At 69.4% G+C, this 15,634-nt stretch carries 16 protein-coding genes and 2 pseudogenes; 9 read left to right on the top strand and 9 right to left on the bottom strand.

The annotated features are described in order from the left end of the window. Positions 1-452, top strand: a 452-nt coding sequence (locus tag BBK14_RS02765) for an integrase core domain-containing protein (RefSeq protein ID WP_157904200.1), incomplete at its 5' end; no start/stop codon positions are given. Between the two features lie 21 nt (positions 453-473). Here the strand turns inward: BBK14_RS02765 and BBK14_RS02760 are convergent. Further along, positions 474-752: a hypothetical protein gene (locus BBK14_RS02760; protein ID WP_071059655.1), complete on the bottom strand. Its 279-nt coding sequence runs from the start codon at positions 750-752 to the stop codon at positions 474-476. A gap of 484 nt (positions 753-1,236) precedes the next feature. Between BBK14_RS02760 and BBK14_RS41920 the strand changes: the two genes are divergently transcribed. The 6 genes from BBK14_RS41920 (at position 1,237) to BBK14_RS02735 (ending at position 7,435) form a co-directional block, all read left to right on the top strand. Continuing rightward, entirely contained in the window at positions 1,237-1,758 is a 522-nt protein-coding gene (locus BBK14_RS41920) for a DinB family protein (RefSeq protein WP_420849119.1), read from the top strand. 25 nt (positions 1,759-1,783) lie between these two features. Continuing rightward, positions 1,784-2,002, top strand: a complete 219-nt coding sequence (locus BBK14_RS02755; RefSeq protein WP_071059652.1) for a hypothetical protein — start codon at positions 1,784-1,786, stop codon at positions 2,000-2,002. 100 nt (positions 2,003-2,102) lie between these two features. After that, complete coding sequence (locus tag BBK14_RS02750) at positions 2,103-3,440, top strand: PP2C family protein-serine/threonine phosphatase (RefSeq protein ID WP_071059651.1); 1,338 nt, start codon at positions 2,103-2,105, stop codon at positions 3,438-3,440. A gap of 250 nt (positions 3,441-3,690) precedes the next feature. Then, positions 3,691-4,905 (top strand): glycosyltransferase, encoded by a 1,215-nt coding sequence (locus BBK14_RS02745; RefSeq protein ID WP_071059650.1) that lies wholly within the window; start codon positions 3,691-3,693, stop codon positions 4,903-4,905. Beyond that, complete coding sequence (locus BBK14_RS02740; RefSeq protein ID WP_071059654.1) at positions 4,902-5,918, top strand: glycosyltransferase; 1,017 nt, start codon at positions 4,902-4,904, stop codon at positions 5,916-5,918. Before BBK14_RS02745 ends, BBK14_RS02740 begins: the two co-directional genes overlap by 4 nt. Continuing rightward, a complete protein-coding gene (locus tag BBK14_RS02735; RefSeq protein ID WP_071059649.1) occupies positions 5,915-7,435 on the top strand; it encodes a glycoside hydrolase family 130 protein in 1,521 nt (506 codons plus the stop codon). Before BBK14_RS02740 ends, BBK14_RS02735 begins: the two co-directional genes overlap by 4 nt. A gap of 22 nt (positions 7,436-7,457) precedes the next feature. Here the strand turns inward: BBK14_RS02735 and BBK14_RS02730 are convergent, their stop codons facing one another. From BBK14_RS02730 to BBK14_RS02720, 3 genes are all read right to left on the bottom strand, one after another. Next, complete coding sequence (locus BBK14_RS02730; RefSeq protein WP_071059648.1) at positions 7,458-8,471, bottom strand: glycosyltransferase family 4 protein; 1,014 nt, start codon at positions 8,469-8,471, stop codon at positions 7,458-7,460. Continuing rightward, positions 8,468-9,025: a DUF5994 family protein gene (locus tag BBK14_RS02725; RefSeq protein ID WP_071059647.1), complete on the bottom strand. Its 558-nt coding sequence runs from the start codon at positions 9,023-9,025 to the stop codon at positions 8,468-8,470. Before BBK14_RS02725 ends, BBK14_RS02730 begins: the two co-directional genes overlap by 4 nt. Positions 9,026-9,329: 304 nt before the next feature. Further along, positions 9,330-9,563: a transposase gene (locus BBK14_RS02720; RefSeq protein ID WP_241831063.1), complete on the bottom strand. Its 234-nt coding sequence runs from the start codon at positions 9,561-9,563 to the stop codon at positions 9,330-9,332. A 138-nt stretch (positions 9,564-9,701) separates the two neighbouring features. On the opposite strand from BBK14_RS02720, the gene BBK14_RS02715 reads away from it, so the two are divergent. Beyond that, positions 9,702-10,193, top strand: coding sequence for a YceI family protein (locus tag BBK14_RS02715; RefSeq protein WP_275078440.1), 492 nt, complete (start codon positions 9,702-9,704; stop codon positions 10,191-10,193). Positions 10,194-10,368: 175 nt separating this feature from the next. Then, positions 10,369-11,223, top strand: a complete 855-nt coding sequence (locus BBK14_RS02710; RefSeq protein WP_071059646.1) for an SAM-dependent methyltransferase — start codon at positions 10,369-10,371, stop codon at positions 11,221-11,223. A 137-nt stretch (positions 11,224-11,360) separates the two neighbouring features. Here BBK14_RS02710 and BBK14_RS02705 read toward each other — a convergent pair. From BBK14_RS02705 to BBK14_RS02685, 5 genes and pseudogenes are all read right to left on the bottom strand, one after another. Then, positions 11,361-11,878: pseudogene (locus BBK14_RS02705) on the bottom strand (integrase core domain-containing protein); the annotation flags it as partial. A gap of 27 nt (positions 11,879-11,905) precedes the next feature. Then, positions 11,906-14,219: pseudogene (locus BBK14_RS41915) on the bottom strand (TOTE conflict system archaeo-eukaryotic primase domain-containing protein). A 273-nt stretch (positions 14,220-14,492) separates the two neighbouring features. Beyond that, a complete protein-coding gene (locus tag BBK14_RS02695) occupies positions 14,493-14,876 on the bottom strand; it encodes a type II toxin-antitoxin system VapC family toxin (protein ID WP_071059645.1) in 384 nt (127 codons plus the stop codon). Continuing rightward, complete coding sequence (locus BBK14_RS02690) at positions 14,873-15,121, bottom strand: type II toxin-antitoxin system Phd/YefM family antitoxin (protein WP_071059644.1); 249 nt, start codon at positions 15,119-15,121, stop codon at positions 14,873-14,875. Before BBK14_RS02690 ends, BBK14_RS02695 begins: the two co-directional genes overlap by 4 nt. A 141-nt stretch (positions 15,122-15,262) precedes the next feature. Further along, positions 15,263-15,634 (bottom strand): integrase core domain-containing protein (locus tag BBK14_RS02685; RefSeq protein WP_241831061.1); only part of this gene is annotated, 372 nt, incomplete at its 5' end.

Raw genomic sequence — 15,634 nt, 5'->3', positions numbered from 1 at the left:
TCCTCGGGGTCACCAAGCATCCGACCACGGCCTGGGTCACCCAACGTGCACGGAACCTGCTGATGGATCTCGACGAGCGTGGCCACCGGTTCTGGTTCCTTCTCCGTGACCGCGATACGAAGTTCACGGCTTCCGTCGACGCTGTCTTCGCCGGGGCCGGTATCGACGTGGTACGCACACCACCGCAAGCCCCGCAGGCGAACGCGATCGCGGAACGCCGGATCGGCACCGCCTGCCGGGAATGCACCGACAGGCTGCTGATCGTCTCCGAACGGCACCTGACCGCGGTCCTCGACAGCTACGCGGAGCATTTCAACACCCACCGGCCTCACCGCTCCCTCGGCCAGCACCCACCCGACTTGCCGCCTGCAGTCGCCCCGACGCCGGATTCCACCATCCGTCGCACACGCATCCTCGGCAGCATGATCAACGAATACCGCAACGCCGCCTGACCACTTGCGCGGAAGATCCTGTCAACCGCAAAAGACCAGCTCACAGGCCGAATCGGGATTCTGGAGCCCCACAGGGTCGGCCCGCTGCACCATCCACCCGCGGATCTGGTCGATCGGGACGAGCATCTCTCCGGTCTTGTTCTCGAGGAGTGCTCGCAGGCACGGGACCACCTGCTCGCCGATCTCGACGTTTTCGAACCGGGGTTCGCGCAATACGTGCCAGTGTCSGTCCGGGAGCAGGGCTTCATAGATCTCTGCGGGGTCGAGGGTGCGGGAGTAGGGCGCCGTGGGTGTGGCCATCACTGGTCTCCTTGCCTACGCGGCCGGTGCGGGTGTGTCTCGGCCAGGGTGGTTGCCGAGCGTTCAGCGCGCGTTCGGCGGCTCGCGAACCCGCGCGAGGATCTCAGGAGGCGCATCACGATCTTGACCTCTTCCCGCTGCCACAGTTGGCGAGCTGGGACGTGCGTTGCAGGACGGTGCGAGTCATCCCGACATACGACACAGGTGCCCTCGGCCGGCGTACGGCCGATATGAGGTGAACTCTTCCGACCTCGGAATTGTCCCCTCCTGCGTCGCCTGGACGGTTCCGGGGAGATCGACCCTTCGATGCCGGTTGGCGGGGTCCCGGAGGCGGCCTGCTGCACTCGCGGGTGCCAGAAGTCGGCGTGGGCCCGCGACCAGACGTGATGCGACGGTACAGGGCCGGCGGCATCCAGGACCTGGAACTGCTGGTGTTGCGGCGCGAGGTCGAGGTACTGCGTCGCCTCCACCCAGCCCAGTAGGACTGAGCGGACCGGGCAGTACTCGCCGCGCTGATCCGACTCCTACCCAGGGCACTGCGGGCGCACCAGCCGATCCGCCTCCTACCTGCCAGGCCTGGGAGTGCGCGGGCAGCGCGGCCACCGCGCTCGACCAGTTCGACGCCCAGGTCGACCGCTGGTCGGCCGGGGCGCGCGGCCTCGGCGAGGCCGGCCTGCGGGTCCTGATCGGCGCTACGGAGCCCTTCCCCGATGCTCCGATGGCCGATCTGGTGCTGCACATCCACCGCGAGCTGATCCACCATCTCTCCGAGGTCTGCCTGCTGCGCGACCTCCGCCTACGCACGAAGCCCGCCCATTCGTCAGCCCCGCGAGCGGATCATGGAACGTCTTCTCCCCGAGATCTCGACCAGTGTCATGGCCCGGCCGCGCGAACCGGCGCATCCGAGTTTGCCCTGCCACGGGTGCGGTTCGTCACCAGACCGGTGAACATGCGGAAATTGGGTTGCTGTCCGGAAAATTGGGCAGGCACCCATACGACTGGATAGCGCGTCATGAGCTGGAAGCAACGATGTGACGATTTTCGAGGCTCTGACCACGGGCCTGAACGACACCGATCGAAACCTGACTCTCGACGTGATCCGGCAGAGTTTCGACGATGGCCAGGCAGCCGCGCGGCAAGGACGTCCACACCGCAACGTCGAGGAGATCACCCGGCGGCGCCGGTCCGCCCAGTCCTCCCGGCCGACGGTCGTCGGCGACCGCACGGAGGCGGCACGGTGCGGTGCCTGATGCGGCTGACGGACGGTTTGCGGCAGCTGGTGTAGGCCACGAGCCACCGGCTTTTTGCCGCGGAGCAGAATCGTGCGGTTAGTGCGGTTAGGCTTGCGAGGTGGACAATGCGTCGGCGCCGGAAGGGACCGGGCCGGCACGTGACGCGGGCTCCGACCAGGTCGCCTCGGTGTTGCTCCGCGCCGAGCCGGAGGAGCCCTTCGACCGGCTGACCCGCCTGGCGGCAGTCATGCTCGGCGCCCCGTTTGCCTTCGTCATGGCGATGGACGACGGGCGTTCCTACTGGAAGTCCCGTGCGGGTACGGCGGYGGGCGACCTCACCGGTCGGCAGATCGCAGCGGCAGACAGCCTCTGCCGCCTGGCGATCGGCACGGGTCGGCCGCTGGTCGTGCCCGACGCCGGCCGCGACGATCGCGTCCGGGGTGATTCGTTCGTCCAGTCGGCCGGTATCAGGGCATGGGCCAGCTTCCCTCTCAGCGATCCGAGCGGCCGCACACTCGGTGCCTTCGGGGCGGCCGACGTCCGCCCCCGGCTCTGGACGGCCCGCGACCTCGAACTGCTGGAGACCCTCGCCCAGGCCGTTTCGAGCGAGATCGCGCTGCGTCACGTGGCGGCGGCAGCGACCGCCCTGGCCCGGACTCTCCAGCAGAGTCTCCTCCCCCCGGAGGTTCCGGAGATCCCCGGCCTGGAGGTCTCGGCCCGCTACCGCCCGGCGGGCGAAGGCGCCGAGGTCCTGGGCGATTTCTTCGACGTTTTCCAGACCGGCCGTACCAGTTTCGGCGTGGTTCTGGGCGATGTTGCCGGCAAGGGTGTCGAGGCGGCCAAGGTGACCGCGCTGGCGCACTACACCATCCGGGCGGCGGCGAGTCGCACCCGTGATCCGGCCGCCATTCTGAACCAGCTCAACCGGGCACTACTCACCCAGCATCCCGACAGTGAGCGGTTCCTCACCGTCGCATACATGGCCGTGGACCGGTCCCGGCGAAATCGGACCCTGGCCCTCTGTTCAGCCGGGCACACTCCGGTTCTGCTCCGCGGGCGCGACGGCACGGTGACCCCCATCGGCTCCCACGGCCTGGTGCTCGGCGTCTTCGAGGACCCGGAGCTCACCACCAGCCGGCCGAGATTCGGTCCCGGTGACACCATCCTGCTCTACACGGACGGCGTCACCGAGGCCCGCCGTGGGAACGACCAGTACGGCGATGATCGGCTGCGGACGCTGCTCGCGGCCACTGATCCGGCCGCCGGCCGACTCACCGCGACGATCGAGGCGGCGGTGCTTGATTTTGCCGACGGGCCGCCCCAGGACGATATTGCCATCCTCGCAATCCACTTCCCGGATATCTCGTCCGTGGCGATGAAAACGGTCCGTTCGAGGCTGCGGGCCCGGCGGCGACCACGGCGGCCGTTCACGCGCCGTGGCACGCCGACCGGGTGAAGGACCCCGGCCAGGGCGGCGGACGACGGGCCGCCGAAAGTGTCCAGACTCGACAGCGAGTGGTGCCGGCCGGTTCCCCGGTTGCTTTCGATATTCCCGAAGACTATAAGTGGGTTAACACTCGACAAGGTTGAGTGTCAACCTCCGGCGCGACGGGTGCCCGGGTCATGACCCGATCATCATGTTCGTTTTGGGCCCCGCTGGCGGCCGGCACTCCTCCACACGGCTCAAGCCTGGGAGGAATCAGCTCGTGCCCCTGCGTTATGGCTTCCTCAGCACCTATCCGCCCACCCAGTGCGGTCTCGCGACCTTCGCTGCCGCCCTGTTCGACGAGCTGAACAGTCCAACGCCCGGTGCGTCCAGTGGGGTGGTGCGCCTCCTGGACGCCACCGACCGAGCCGGTGCCACAGCCGAGCCGGCCGCACCGCTAACCCGACCACCGGGTCGATCCGGTCGGACCAGCCGGCCGGTTCTGGTCGGAGATCTCGTCGCCGGCACGCCGGGCGGTCCGCGTGCGGCGGCACGGCTGCTGAACGGCTTCGACGTCGCCGTGGTGCAGCACGAGTACGGCGTGTACGGAGGTCCGGACGGCGACGAGGTGCTCGCGGTGCTCGACGCTCTCGACGTTCCGGTTATCGTCGTCCTGCACACCGTGCTGGTGAAACCGACCCCGCACCAGCGGCACGTCCTGGAGTCCGTGGTCGCGTCGGCGGACGCGGTGGTCGTGATGACCGAGACCGCGCGGGTCCGGCTCGTCGAGGGTTTCCAGGTCCATCCACGACGGGTGGTGGTCATCCCGCACGGCGCGGCGGACAACCGCCGGGCGCCCACGGAGCACAGCGGCGGGCCGATCATCCTCACCTGGGGTCTGATCGGGCCCGGGAAGGGCATCGAGTGGGGCATCGCCGCGATGGCGGACCTCGCCGACCTCGATCCCGCCCCGCACTACGTCATCGCGGGCCAGACCCATCCGAAGGTCCTCGCGAGGGAGGGCGAGGCGTACCGGGAGGGGCTGGCCGCCCGGATCCGCGGCCTCGGCCTGACCGGCTCGGTCAGCTTCGATGATCGCTACCTGGATCCGGTGTCCCTCGCGGGGCTCGTGCGCCAGGCCGACGTCGTCCTGTTGCCGTACGACTCGGTCGACCAGGTGACCTCCGGTGTCCTCATCGAGGCGGTCACCGCGCTGCGGCCGATCGTCGCCACCCGGTTCCCGCACGCGGTCGAGCTCCTCGGCGACGGCAGCGGACTGCTCGTGCCGCACCGGGACCCGGCGGCCATCGCTGCCGCGGTGCGCCGCATAGCGACAGACGAGACGGTGAGCGCCGGCCTGGCCAGCGCCGCAGCCGCGCAGGCCCCCGACCTGCTGTGGCCGGCGGTCGCCGGCCGCTACCGGCGGCTGGCCGCCGGACTGGTCGCCCGCACCGGGAGCCGGCCGTCGACCGCGCCCGTGCCGGTGGCCCGGTGAGCTCCGCGATCTCGTTCGATCACCTGTTCCGGCTCACCGACGGCATCGGACTGTTCGAGCACGCCCTCGGTTCGGTGCCACGCCGGGAGCACGGCTACTGCGTGGACGACGTCGCGCGCGGGCTGGTCGTCCTCACCCGCGAGCCATCGCCCGGGGTGGACCTGGTGCGGCTGTTGGAGCGCTACCTCGCCTTCGTGCTGGCCGCGCAGGCGGTGGACGGCGCCGTCCACAACCGGCGGGACAGTGACGGGCGGTGGCGGGACGATCCCGGCCTCGGTGACTGCTGGGGCCGGGCGCTGTGGGGGCTGGGCACCGCGGCCGCCTCCGCGCCGACCCGGCGGTTGCGGGCCTCGGCGCGGGCCGGCTTCCTCGCCAGCGCGGGGCGCCGCTCGCCCTGGCCACGGGCCATGACGTTCGCCGCACTCGGTGCCGGAGAGGTGCTGCTCGCCCATCCGGACGACGAGCCGGCGCGCGCGCTGCTCACCGCCGCCGTCGAGGTGATCGGACCGGTCGGCGCCAACCCGAGCTGGCCGTGGCCGGAGCCCACCCTGCGCTACGCCAACGGGGCCGTCCCGGAGGCACTGATCCTCGCCGGCATGTGCCTGCCCGACAAGGTGGTGCTCGCGAACGGTCTGCGGCTGTTGGCGTGGCTGCTCCAGGTGGAGACCCGTGACGGAAACCTGTCACCGACCCCGGTCGGCGGTCGCCGGCAGGGGGGAGATCCCGGGCCCGGTTTCGACCAGCAGCCCATCGAGGCCGCGGCGATCGCGGACGCCTGCGCCCGCGCCCACGCGGCGACCGGACGGAAAAGGTGGCTGACCGGCCTCGGCCGCGCCCACGGGTGGTTCCTCGGGGACAACGACAGCTCGATGGCGTTACTCAACCCCGACACCGGCGGCTGTTACGACGGCCTCGAGCCCGGCGGCCGCAACCTCAACCAGGGCGCCGAATCGACGCTCGCCCTGCTCTCCACGACCCAGCACGCCCGCCGCCTCCTGGCATCGACGCCTTGACCGGCAGCACCCGGACCACAGCTGCCGGGTCGGCCCGGAACGACCTGGTCACGCGGCACCCGCTGGGGCTCTCCCCGAACAGCGACCGGGTCATCGCGAAGCTCTTCCTGCCCGGTGAGGAGGGCAGCCAGCCGCACTCCCGGGCCGCCGGCATCGTGGCCCGCGCGCTCGCCCTGCCCGAGCGGGAGGTCGACAGCCTGGTCGCCGACCTCCTCGAACGGTTCGAGCCGCGCCACCGGGATTACCGGGGCATCCTCGCGCGGCACGCCGCGGTGGTGGCTCCCCGGGTGCTGGTACCCACGGAGCTCTCCGCGGCGCGCACCCTGCTGCTCGGCGCGTGCTTCACCGCCGAGTACGCGGTGGAGGGCGCGGCCGTCACCAACCCTTCGGCGGTGCCGCACCCCGACCAGACCGGGCTGCCGTCCGGCACGCTGCGACTGGCGTTGAGCCTGCGCGCCGTCGGGGAGGGCCATCTGTCCTCGATCGGCTTCGCCGTCGCAGTGATCGGTCCGGGCCCGGCGRTGCGCCTGGAGCCGCGGACCGGCCCACTCACCACCGGCGTCGCCGTACCCGTCGAGTGGGAGGCCGCCCGGCTGCGCGCCGTGCTCACCGAACACGGGCTCGACGACGAGGTCACCCGTGCCGTCCTCCAGAGCCTGGACCCACGGCGGCCCGGCAGTGAACCCGACCCCGATCTCTCCCGTGCCTTCGCCGCGGTTCCCCCCGACCTGCTCCGCCGCCCCCAGGCACCCGGGATCCTCGCCGGGATCCGCTCGATCGCCGGATCATTGCGGCGGGTCGAGTTCCCACCCGACAGCGCCCTGCCACAACGGGTGCTGTGGCCCACCGTCACCAGCGAGAGCAACGGCATGGAGGACGCGCGATTCGTCCGGTTCACCGCGCCGGACGGGACCGCGGACTACCGGGCCACCTACACCGCCTTCGACGGCACGGACATCTCCCCGCGCCTACTCACCAGCCCCGACCTGCGGGCCTTCACCACCGCACCGCTCACCGGCCCGGCCGCCCGTAACAAGGGCATGGCGCTGTTCCCCCGGCTGGTCGACGGTCGCCACCTCGCGCTCTGTCGCTCCGACGGCGAGTCCACCGGTCTGACCGCATCGGACGACGGCCAGGTGTGGGGGCCGGCGCGTCCGCTCCACGGACCACGGGTCGCCTTCGAACTGCTCCAGGTGGGCAACTGCGGCTCCCCGGTCGAGACGTCCGCGGGCTGGCTCACGCTCACCCACGGCGTCGGGCCGATGCGGACGTACACCATCGGCGCGATCCTGCTTGATCTCGAGGACCCGGGAAGGGTGGTCGCGGCGCTGCCCGAACCACTGCTCGCCCCGACCGGGCAGGAGAGCGCGGGCTATGTCCCCAACGTCGTCTACTCCTGCGGCAGCCTGATCCACGACGGTCTGCTGTGGCTGCCGTACGGGATCGGCGACACCCGGATCGGGATGGCCAGCGTGCCCGTCGACCGGCTCCTCGCACGCATGGTTCCCGCCGGGTGACCAGCCCGCGGGGGCGGCGGGATCAGAAGACAGGGTCGGCGAGAACGCTCGCGTAGACGGCGAGATAGTCGGCGACCATGCGCGCGGTGGAGAACCTCCGCCGTGCCATGGCCCGGCAGGCGGCGCGGTCAAGGGCTGCGGCGCGATCCACGGCAACCGCCGCGGCCACCGGCCCGTCCACCAGGAAGCCGGTCACCCCCTCGTCGACCACCTCCGGCATCGCTCCGCGTGGGTAGGCGACGACCGGCGTGCCGCAGGCCATCGCCTCGACGACGGCCAGCCCGAACGGCTCATCGAACGCGATCGGATGCAACAGCGCCGCGGCTGAGCCCAGGACCTCGGCCCGCTGGGCCGGTCCTACCGAGCCGAGGTAACGGACCCGGTCCCCGTCGACGTGCGGGAGCACCTGCTCGGCGAAGTACCGCTCGTCCTGGACGATTCCGCAGATCACCAGGCGCCGCCCCGCGTGGCGGGCGATATCGACGGCGACCGCGGTGCCCTTGTCGGGATGGACCCGGCCGAGCACGACCAGGTCGTCTCCGCCCGCTGCCGAGAACGGGAGCTCGTCCAGGTCGACGCCGTGGTGAACAGTCGAGACGTACTTCAGCTCGGGGCTGCGGTCGGCGTCCGAGATCGACACGTATGCCGAGGCCGCCCGCGCGTAGGCGGGGACGATCCGCGGATCGGAGAAACCGTGGATCGTCGTGACCATGGGGGCCTGGAAGCTCGGCGCGAACGCGAGGGGCAGCCAGTCGAGATGGTTGTGCACGAGGTCGAACTCGCTGGAGCGGGCCAGCGCGTGGGCCACGTGGAGGGCCTCCCATACCCGGCCGTCGAGGGACGGGTCCTCGGCGTACCCGTGCGGGCACACGCCGTCCAGCTCGCCGCCCGTCACCGAATCCAGCGTCGCGAACAGCGTCACGTCCACCCCGTGCCCGAGCAGGCCCTCCGCGATGGTGCTGGCGACCTGCTCCCAGGGGCCGTAGTGCCGGGGCGGAGTGCGCCACGCGACCGGCGCGAGTATCGCGATCCTCACGGCGCTCCGGACCGGGCGCCGAGCGGCATGGCGCCCGCGTGGCGCAGGATCTGGCCGGACGGCCCGGACAGTCCGCCGGCCGCGGCCATCCGGAGGACATCGGCTGCCACGTCCGCGGCCGTGTCGGGCGGGATCACGAGGAGAAAGAACCTGGGGCGGTTGCCGCCGTCCAGGGTGACCGTGTGCGGATCGAGGGCGCGGAACCAGCTGATCCGCACCGGTGGGCGGGTCGACTGGGGGAACCGGCGGGGGATACCGGTCCAGATGTCACCGTTGACCGACAGTCGACTGATCGGGTGACCGGCGGCGGACAGCGCCGCGACGAGCGCTGGAGCCTCACGGTCCAGCCGCCGGCCGTGTGGCCACCAGACTCCGTCAAAGGAACCGCGGCCGCCGGCGGGAGCGAGGGAAAGCCGTAGCCCACGGTCACCGGTGGGAGCTTCGGGACAGGCGTCCGCCGAGGCCACGCGAAGCCGGGTTGGTGCGCCGCCGTCGTCGTCAAAACGCGCGAAATCGGCACGATCGAGGAAAGAAATCATCTGGCCTGCCGCCATGACGGCCACCTAACCCCGGCGATGAAGACGCCGGCCGGCCACGACCGGTGACGACATCGCTCGAGCGGCGACATTCGTAAATGACCAGCCTGATCTCGACCGTACCACGGCAACGCAGATCCGCACATTTGATCGACTCGGTCGAGATGCCGGGTCCGAGAAATCGTGAGGACGACGCCGCGAGTCGACTCCGCACCGACGAAATCGGCTCGCCGGAAGGAGCTCGGCGGTCTGTTTTCGGACACGGTGGCCGACAGTCAGCAAAGCCCGCATCGACGTGTGGGTGTCGGAAACTGGGGTCGGGTCATGCGGTCTGCCGGTATTCGTGGATGAGCCCGCCGAGTCGATCATGTGGGACGGCCGAGGTGCCGGGTTCGGGCGGTGGGCTGGTGCCGGTGCTGAGCGGTGCCTGTTGTTGGAGTGACCGGTGGGGCCGGTGCTGGTTGTAGTGGTCGATGTAGGCGGTGAGGACGGCGGTGGCGTGTTGTTCGCCGAGGATGAGGAGGTGGTCGACGAGGTAGATCAGCCGAACCGCCATGGCCAGGATCATCCACACGGTGGTGTCCCGGTCAACAGCACCTGATGGCCGGCAGAGCACGGCTGGACGACAGGCAGAGGTACAGGTGTCCGATCGCCTTCGGCGGAAGGCCTATCGATCATCGGGTGGGACCGTCGAGTGAGCCAAAACCCCTGCTCAGGGCTCACGGACGAGTTTCAGGCACCCACACGCACCTCGGACGTCTCCGGGTCGATGACCATCGCGGACACCGACGTCACCGAGGCTCAGTTCGAGGTGCAGATGGTCTCGGTGGCCAGCGACGAGGACCGCCGCGACAACCAGTTCCGTGGCCGGATCATGGATGTCGAGACCTATCCGACGTCCCAGTTCACGCTGACCGAACCGATCGACCTGGGCTCCGTGCCGCCCGGCGAGGAGACCCGCACGTACAAGGCCACCGGGACACTGACGATGCACGGCACCCCGCACCCCGTCACGATGGATCTGCAGGCCCGCCGCTCCGGCGACCAGATCCAGGTCGTCGGCCAGATCCCGGTGACCTTCGCCGACTACAACATCCCGAACCCCAGCATCCCGGGAATCTCGACCGAGGACAACGGGATCATGGAAGTCTCCCTGCGGTTCGCGCGCGACAAAACGACCGAATAGTTCTCCCAGCCGCACGCCCCCGCCGTCCTCGCCGCCTGGGCGGCGGCGCTGCCGGTCGGTTGCGTTGCGCGGAGGGACAGCACGGCGAAGCCGGCCGATCTGTGTGCAGACCGTGTCTGGCCGGATATGGTCTGACTGGTTCCCTTTACGCCTCTACTCGCCGCTTTAGGATGCCGTGTCCGATCAGAGCCCGCACTACCCGCCCTCGGTGCCACTCGTCGTTGATGCCCTCGGACGGGTGATGCCCGCCGACATCGACACCACCAAGCCGAGCGTCGCCCGCGTCTACGACGCCCTGCTCGGAGGCAAGGACAACTTCCCCGCGGACCGGGCCATCGCCGACACGCTGATGGCGCTCACCCCGAACGGGGCGCAGGTGCCGCTCTACAACCGGGCGGTGCTCGGCCGGGGCGTGCGCCACATGACGAACGCGGGTATCCGACAGTTCGTCGACCTCGGGGCCGGGCTGCCGACGGTGCAGAACACCCATCAGGTGGCGCAGGCGATCGCCCCGGAGTCCACGGTGGTCTACGTCGACAACGATCCGATCGTCCTGGCGCACGGTCGGGCGCTGCTGGCGGAGAACGACCGGACCACGGTCATCACTGCCGACATGCGGGAGCCGGATTCCGTGCTCGCCGATCCGGATCTTCTGGCCCTGATCGATTTCGACCAGCCGGTCGGGCTTCTGCTGGTGGCGATCATCCACCACCTCAACGATGACGAGGACCCGGGTGGCCTGGTCCGGCGGTACGTCGACGTCCTGCCTTCGGGCAGCTACGTCTTCCTCACCCACTTCGTGGACGGCGGGGCCGAGACTGCGGAGATCGAGAAGGTCATGCTCGGAGACCTCGGCACGGGCCGCTTCCGTTCCTTCGAGGAGATCAGGACGTATTTCGACGGCTTGGAGCTGCTGGAGCCGGGTGTCGTGTACAACCCGTTGTGGCGGCCCGACCCCGGCGACGACGTGCCGAACCCGCTCACCCTCGCCGCTAAGATCATCGGTGCGGGGATGGGACGCAAGGCCTGACAGGGGCGACCGACCGGACCTGGTGTTCGTGCGGATAGCAGGCTGGTCGAGACAGGCCGTCGTGGCTCTGTTCACGAGAGCTCACAGTCAGAGCCTGTGGGGTGTTAGAACTCGGCCACCGGTGGTGACCTGGGGTTTTAGGCGGCTCGTTCGTATTCGTTGATCAGGCCGCCGAGGACGGGTCGGCGCTTGATCCGTTTCTTTGTCAGGTCGGCGATGGGGTGGTCGGGCCGTGGTGGTTGAAGGTCACGGCCGCAGTGGGGTCGTCGTCCGTTGTAGTGGGCGGCGTACTCGGCCAGGACGGTGCGCAGGTGCCGCCCGCCGAAGATCGCATGCGGTCGGTGACCTCGGTGCGGACGGTGCGGACGGTGCGGACGAACCGTTCCGCGTAGGCGTTCGCGCGGGGAGCCCGGGGCGGGATCTTGACCGTGGTGATGCCGGCGTCGGCGAGAACCGCGTCGAAGGAGGTGGTGAACTGTCCTGCGCGGTCACGGACCAGGACCTGGAAGTCGGCAGCCCGGTCACCGAGATCCATGAGAAGGTTCCGGATCTGCTGGGTGGTCCACGATCCGTCCGGGTGGGAGGTGACCCCGAGGGTGTGGACGGGGCGGGAGACGACCTCTATGACGAAGAAGCAGTACAGACGCCGGGGAGTGTCCGACACTGATCCTGAGCCGCTCTTCTATTTCGCCTTTTCCTGGCCGGTGAATCCGAGATGGGTGTAGGGGCGGGCGCGTTTGCGTGACATGGCGGTGAGGGCGGGGAGTTTGGCATCGATGTAGTCGTGGACTTCGACGCTGGTTTTGCCGGGGTGGTCGCGCAGAATGCGTCCGATGTACTGGACCATGCTGCCTTTGAAGGAGACGGGGTGGGCGAGGAAGAGGGTGTCCAGGCCGGGGCAGTCGTAGCCTTCGCCGACGTACCGGTCGGTGGCGACGACCAGCAGCGGCGGCCCGTCGGTGGGCGGGTCGGCGAGCAGGGCCAGCGTTTCTTTCAGCTCGGCGGGTTTTCTGGTCGCGTACAGGGTGTGGGGCTGGTGGCCGTGCTCGCGGAGCAGGTCGGCGAGGGCGTCGACGTGGGCGGTTCGTCGGGTGAGGACGAGGCAGTTCCGGCCGGCGGTCACCGCGGTGTGGATGTCCGCGCAGATCAGCTGGTTGCGAGTGGCGTTCTCGGCGAGGGCGGTGAAGACGACGGAGGTGATGGCGCCGGGTTTGGTGGTGTCGACGTCATCGGGCAGGGTGAAGTCGGTGTGGTGGAGGTGGACGATGCGGGCCATCGGTTCGGGGGCGGCGGGGTCGACCAGGGGGATGGTGTGGCGCTTGGGGCCGCAGTGCATGAAGATGACCGGTCCGAGGCCGTCGCGGCGGTAGGCGGTGGCGGTCAGGCCGATCCAGCGGCGGGCGGGGATACGTCGGACGGCTTTCTCCACGGTGGGGGCGCCGGCGTGGTGGGCCTCGTCGACGATCACCAGTCCGTAGCCGGGGAGTCGTTCGGCGGCGCTATCTGTGCGGGCCAGGGTCTGCATCATGGCCAGGTCGATGAATCCGGTGGGCTTGTTTCTTGCCGCCGCCGATCTGCCCGATCTGCTCCGCTGTGATGTCGAGGTAGGTGGTGAGGCGATCGCGCCACTGGTCCATCAGAGGGGTCCGGTCGACCAGGATCAGGGTGGGGGTGTGGTGGTGGGCGATCAGCGCGCAGCCCATGACCGTCTTTCCTGATCCGGGTGGGGCTTCGAGGACACCCAGATCGTGAGGGATGAGGGCGGCGACCGCGGCCGGCTGGGCGTCGCGCAGGGTGCCGGTGAAGGAGACGTCGATGGATGGTGGGTCGGTACGACGGTCGGTTATCTGCAGCCTGCTGCCGGCGTCGTGGACGAGGTCTGTGGCCTTGTCGGCCATGGCCCGGGGCAGGTGAAGGAACTCCAGGTCTTCGACGTAGCAGCGGATGAACCGCGGGGTGTTCCAGTTCGAAAGCCGCAGGTTCTCGTTCTTGTAGAACGCCGGATTCACCAGGGACGCGGAGTGTTTGAGGGAGGCCAGCAGCGACGGGGGCAGGCCGGCGCGTCGTACGGCGAGCATTCCGGCCCACTCGGCGTGGATCGTCGACGGCGGTGCCGGCTCGTGTGCCAGCGCGGGACGGAACCAGCGGGTGTCAGGGCCGACCGTGACCGGCCTCATGTCAGCGATCAGACGCTGCACCTCGGTGTGGGGGAGACGTCCGAGTCTGGCGAGGAACGCCCACTGATCGTCGTGTGGGGTGAAGGTGTCCGGGTCGACGAAGACGGTCGTGCCGCGGGCGCGGCGTTCTTTCTGGAGCGGCAGGGCGATCAGGTTGCCCAGCCCTTCTCCGGCGACGGGGAGGTGGTCCTGGGCGGGGAAGAATCGGTCGTAGCTGTCGAGACCGAGACCGCCGCGCACGGCCATCGCCTCACGTAGCAGCGCGAACCCGACGGCCCGGGCGTCCAGTGCTGGTACCGGTTCGTCGAAGAAGATCCATACGTGTGCACCCTGGCCGGAGCGGGAGATCTCCACCGCCTCCGGAACGCCGGTGGACCGGGCAGCGTGGGCGTAGGCCTGCGCGTCGAGTTGCCAGTCGGCGCCGTCGAAGTCGCAGGCCAGCAGCCGGCAGGTGTCGCCGGCCAGCATCGGGTACAGGCCGATCGTCGCCGTGCCGGACAGATGGTCACGGATCACCGCATCGGTCAGCGGCCGGTACTGTCTGGCCTTCTTAGCTTCCTCCCAGCTCTGCCCCGGTTCCCGATCGAGTGCGGGAGACCAGCCGGTTCGTCCGTTGCGTTCCCACCGGCGGGCGTGCACGTCGTCACGGCCGACGAACAGCGACCGGAACAACGTCACCCGCTCGGCGGCGACACGTTCCGCATCCACCCGTATCCCAGCACGCACCGGCCCGGGAACAGCAGACACCGGGACATCGGCGGGTTGCGCGGGACGGCCCTCGACTATCGCGCTCAGCCGGGTCACCTCGGCGCGGAGCATCGCGATCTCCGCCCGCAGGTCGGCGAGTTCCTCCGCGCAGGAACACCCTGTCGTAGGGGAAGCTGCGGATCCTCCGGGGACGGACACAGCCTGATTGCACCACGACGGGACCGACAGCAACGACTAGATAACGGTATGGAGCAGCGCAGGGTGTCGAGAGCTGGATCTGGCTGGTGGCGACACCGTGTGGGGCCCAGAACCCCGATTTAGTACTACAGCCGCACTTATGGTGACCTTGCTGTTCGTCGGCGGTAATGGGTATGTAGGGGTTTCCTAGATCGTTACGATTCTGAGGAGGTCTTCCAAGCCGGCGAGGTCGGCGGCGTTGCGGGTGTAGATGCTGGCTCCGTGGGCGTGTGCGGTGGCCGCGATCAGCAGGTCCATCGTGCGTGCGCGTGGCTGGCGTCCGGCTTCGACGACGCGGGCGGCGAGACGTCCGTAGCTGTCGGCGACGGCGTCGTCGATGGGCAGCGGGTCGAACCGTCGTTGGATCGTGCTGAGGCGGGCGAGCCGGGTTGCGCGGGCTTGGGGTGTCTTGGCGACGAGGATGCCGAACTGTAGTTCGGCGATGCTGATGACGCTGACTGCCAACTCGCCGGGGATTGGGGTGACGTCCGTGGCGACCAGGACACTGGTGCCGAGGACGCCGCGATTCATCGGCTTTCCCAGGGATCTGTGAGGGAACCGTCGACGAGGTTGCGGTCCTCATGCCAGTCGGTGTCCTCCGGCTGTGCGAAGAGTTCTGCCAGGTCGTCCCAGTGTCGCCACACGCGCGGACTCACCGGGCCGAGGACGGCTGCTGGTCGGCCGGCCACGGTGATGGTGAGCCGTTCACCGGCCTGGGCGCGTCGTATCAGGTCGCTGGCGTTCTGTCGGACCTCTCGAAGCCCTATCTCATCCACCCTCCAAGGGTGGCACTTGTGCTACCTACTCYGGTCCTCGCGGAGACGGGCCGGTGGCCGCTGCTGCCTGTGGGGCTCCAGAATCCCGATTCGGCCTGTGAGCTGGTCTTTTGCGGTTGACAGGATCTTCCGCGCAAGTGGTCAGGCGGCGTTGCGGTATTCGTTGATCATGCTGCCGAGGATGCGTGTGCGACGGATGGTGGAATCCGGCGTCGGGGCGACTGCAGGCGGCAAGTCGGGTGGGTGCTGGCCGAGGGAGCGGTGAGGCCGGTGGGTGTTGAAATGCTCCGCGTAGCTGTCGAGGACCGCGGTCAGGTGCCGTTCGGAGACGATCAGCAGCCTGTCGGTGCATTCCCGGCAGGCGGTGCCGATCCGGCGTTCCGCGATCGCGTTCGCCTGCGGGGCTTGCGGTGGTGTGCGTACCACGTCGATACCGGCCCCGGCGAAGACAGCGTCGACGGAAGCCGTGAACTTCGTATCGCGGTCACGGAGAAGGAACCAGAACCGGTGGCC

This window comes from Parafrankia soli (assembly GCF_001854695.1).
GTDB classification, from domain to species: Bacteria; Actinomycetota; Actinomycetes; order Frankiales; family Frankiaceae; genus Parafrankia; species Parafrankia soli.
The sequence above is the reverse complement of the archived record's forward strand: the minus strand, read 5'-3'. Positions and strand labels throughout refer to the sequence as shown.

What these genes read in the sequence shown, in the direction of transcription:
- BBK14_RS02695 (WP_071059645.1), bottom strand. Translation starts at nt 14,876, where the DNA reads ATGAATCGCGGCGTCCTCGGCACCAGTGTCCTGGTCGCCACGGACGTC.
- BBK14_RS02725 (WP_071059647.1), bottom strand. Translation starts at nt 9,025, where the DNA reads ATGGCGGCAGGCCAGATGATTTCTTTCCTCGATCGTGCCGATTTCGCG.
- BBK14_RS02720 (WP_241831063.1), bottom strand. Translation starts at nt 9,563, where the DNA reads ATGGCGGTTCGGCTGATCTACCTCGTCGACCACCTCCTCATCCTCGGC.